The following is a 3,160-nucleotide window of genomic DNA, read 5'->3' as shown; positions in this document are numbered from 1 at the left end:
CGCTGTTTCTGCCCGCCGGACAGGCCACCGGGCGTGCGCTGCGCCACGCYGGCCGGCAGCCGCACCAGATCGAGCAACTGGCGRATCCGTGCCCGTTTCGCTTCGCCGCGCAGGCCGTGGAAGAACTGCAGCGGCCGCGCCAGGATCTCCTCGACGGTGCGTGCAGGATTGAGCGCGGTATCGGCCATCTGGAACACGATCTGGATGCGCCGCAGCTCGTCGTGGCTGCGTTTGGCCACCGTCGGTTTCAGTGGGCGGCCGTCGAACGCGATGCTGCCGTGGCAGGGCGCCACCAGGCCGGCGATGGCCCGCGCCAGCGTGGTCTTGCCCGAACCCGACTCGCCRATGACGCCGATCGCCTGGCCCCGGTACAGCTTCAGGCCCACGCCCTCCAGGATCTTCGCGGCCGGCTGCCCGTGGGCATCGACCGCACCGTAGCCGGCGGACAGGTCGCGGACCTCGAGCAGCAGGGGGCTCTTGTCCGGGTCCACCGGCGCGCCGGGACGCTCGGTCGGCCGCGCCGCGGCCAGCAGGCAGCGCGTGTAGTCGTCGGCGGGCTGGTACAGGATCTGGTCGGTCTCGCCCAGCTCGCGCATCTTGCCATCGCGCAGCACCAGGATGTGGTCCGCCACCTGGGCCACCACGGCGAGGTCGTGGCTGACATAGACCGCCGTGGTGCGGCGTTCCTGCACCGCGCGGCGGAACACGCGCAGCACTTCGACCTGGGTGGTGACGTCCAGGGCCGTGGTCGGCTCGTCCAGGATCACCAGGTCGGGATCGGTGATCAGGGCCATTGCGGCCATCAGGCGCTGCAACTGTCCGCCGGAGACCTGGTGGGGGTAGCGCTCGCCGATGGAATCAGGGTCGGGCAGCGCCAGTTCGCGGAACAGCGCGACCGCCTTCTTCTCGGCAGCCTTGCGATTCATGAGCCGGTGGATCAGCGCCGGTTCGACCACCTGGTCCATGATGGTGCGCGACGGGTTGAACGAGGCCGCCGCGCTCTGGGCGATATAGGTGATCTCGCGCCCGCGCAGCCGGCGCTGTTCGCCTGGCGACAGGTGCAGCACGTCGGTGGTGCCGACCCGGATGCTGCCGGCGATCTCGCAACCGTGGCGCGCGAAGCCCATCAGCGCCAGCGCGGTGGTGGTCTTGCCCGAGCCGGACTCGCCGATCAGCGCCAGCACCTTGCCGGGCTCGATCTCGAAGTCCACACCATCTACCAACGTCGCCTGGCCTGCGGTGATGCGCAGATTGCTGACCTTTACGGACGTGCCCATTATTTGACTCCGTTACGTGCCGAGCGACCCGGCAGGTTGTCGATAACAAGATTGACGGCGAGGGTCAGGCTGGCGATGGCCAGCGCCGGCGCCACCACGGCCATGCTGCCTTCAGACAGCGCGCCGATGTTCTCGCGCACCAGCGAACCCCAGTCGGCATCGGGCGGCTGGATGCCCAGGCCCAGGAAGCTGAGGCTCGCGAGCAGCAGCACGACGTAGACGAAGCGCAGCCCCAGGTCGGCCAGCATCGGGCCGAGGATGTTGGGCAGGATCTCCTGGCGCATGATGTAGGCGGTGCCTTCGCCGCGGGTGCGGGCGACCGTGACGTAGTCCATCGCGTTGATGTTGACCGCCAGCGAGCGCGCGATCCGATATGCACCCGGGACGTAGATGATCGCCGCCGTGAGCGCGAGCATCCACACCGAGGAGCCGAAGGCCGCGACCATGATCAGTGCGAACATCTTGCTGGGGATCGCCGTGAGCGTATCGAGGCCGCGGCTGAGGCCGGCATCGATCCAGCGCCCGCTGACGGTGGCGAGCAGTGCCAGCGTGATGCCGATGCCGCTGGCGCACAGGGTCGAGACCAGCGCAACGCAGACGGTATAGCGCGCGCCCAGGATCACGCGCGTCAGCATGTCGCGCCCGAGGTAGTCGGTACCGAGCCAGTGCAGGGCACTGATCGGGCCGAAGACCTGGATCTCGGCCGTGGGCGTGCCGTCATGGCTGATCAGGATCGGGCCGAGAATGGCGGCAATCAGCCAACCGATGAGGATCAGGCAGCCGATCCAGCCGGTGATACCCAGTTTGGGCAGGCGCGGGCGGCGACAGCTTTTATCGGGGGCGCTCACGGCGGAGGTGGCGTGCGTGTTGGAGGTAGGGGACATGGGTTGCAGCTCCTGCATGGCGTTCAAGGCTTCAGCGGTGGCGCAGACGCGGATTGGCGACGATGCCGCACACATCGGCAAGCGTGACGAGGATCAGGTACGCACAACAGAAAATCATGGCGCACACCTGGACCACGGGCATGTCGCGCTGGGCGACGCTGTCCACCATCAGCTTGGCGATCCCCGGGTAGTTGAAGATGGTCTCGATGATGATGACGCCGCCAAGCAGGTAAGACAGGCTCAGCGCCACGGCATTGGCGATCGGGCCGATGGCGTTGGGCAGGGCGTGGAACAGCACCATGCGGGTCGAGGAGGCGCCCTTGAGCCGCACCATCTCGATATAGGGCGCGTTGAGCTGGTCGATCACCGCCGCGCGGGTCATGCGCAGCATCTGCGCGACGATCACGCAGCACAGGCTCAGGACCGGCATGGCCAGCGAACGCACGATCTTGTCCCAGGAATCGTCGGTGCCGATGTAGGCGAGCGCCGGCAGCCAGCGCAGGTGGACCGCGAACAGCAGCACCGCGAGCGTGGCGACCAGGAACTCCGGCACCGAGACCACCGCCACCGCGCCCAGGCTGACGCTGCGGTCAAACCATGTGCCGCGGAAGACCGCCGCCAGGATGCCGAGGCCGAGTGCTACCGGCACCGAGATCAGCGCAGTCAGGCCGGCCAGCAGCAGCGATTGGCGCAGGCGGCTGCCGATGGCCTCGGACACCGGCATGTGGGTGACGAGCGACTCGCCGGCATTGCCGGTCGCCATGCCGCCCAGCCAGTGCGCATAGCGCACGGGCGCGGGGACATCGAGGCCCATCTGGGTACGCAGCGCGGCCAGGGCTTCGGGTGTGGCGTCCTGGCCGAGCTGTTCCTGCGCGGCATCGCCGGGCAATACCGCGGTGATGGCGAAGACGATGGCCGAGACGGCCAGTAGCGAGATCAGCGCCAGACCGATGCGCCGCGCCAGCAGACGCAAGATGAACAGGTTCATGGTGTCTCCTC

3 protein-coding genes are annotated in these 3,160 nt (G+C 68.2%); all 3 read right to left on the bottom strand.

Going from position 1 to position 3,160, the window contains the following annotated elements:
* Nucleotides 1-1,277: ABC transporter ATP-binding protein (locus AB4Z48_RS40305; protein WP_441624471.1), on the bottom strand; the 1,277-nt coding region annotated here is incomplete at its 3' end.
* Nucleotides 1,277-2,161: an ABC transporter permease gene (locus AB4Z48_RS40300; RefSeq protein WP_441624469.1), complete on the bottom strand. Its 885-nt coding sequence runs from the start codon at nucleotides 2,159-2,161 to the stop codon at nucleotides 1,277-1,279. The genes AB4Z48_RS40305 and AB4Z48_RS40300, both read right to left, overlap by 1 nt.
* Nucleotides 2,162-2,192: 31 nt before the next feature.
* Nucleotides 2,193-3,149, bottom strand: coding sequence for an ABC transporter permease (locus tag AB4Z48_RS40295; RefSeq protein ID WP_441624468.1), 957 nt, complete (start codon nucleotides 3,147-3,149; stop codon nucleotides 2,193-2,195).
* Nucleotides 3,150-3,160 lie beyond the last annotated feature (11 nt).

The sequence above is a fragment of the Cupriavidus sp. 2TAF22 genome (assembly GCF_052115045.1).
GTDB lineage: Bacteria > Pseudomonadota > Gammaproteobacteria > Burkholderiales > Burkholderiaceae > Cupriavidus.
Note: the sequence above shows the minus strand (reverse complement) of the source record. Positions and strands in the feature narration are given on the sequence as shown.

Excerpts from the sequence above, each read along its gene's own strand:
- AB4Z48_RS40295 (WP_441624468.1), bottom strand. The coding sequence starts at position 3,149 with ATGAACCTGTTCATCTTGCGTCTGCTGGCGCGGCGCATCGGTCTGGCG.
- AB4Z48_RS40300 (WP_441624469.1), bottom strand. The coding sequence starts at position 2,161 with ATGTCCCCTACCTCCAACACGCACGCCACCTCCGCCGTGAGCGCCCCC.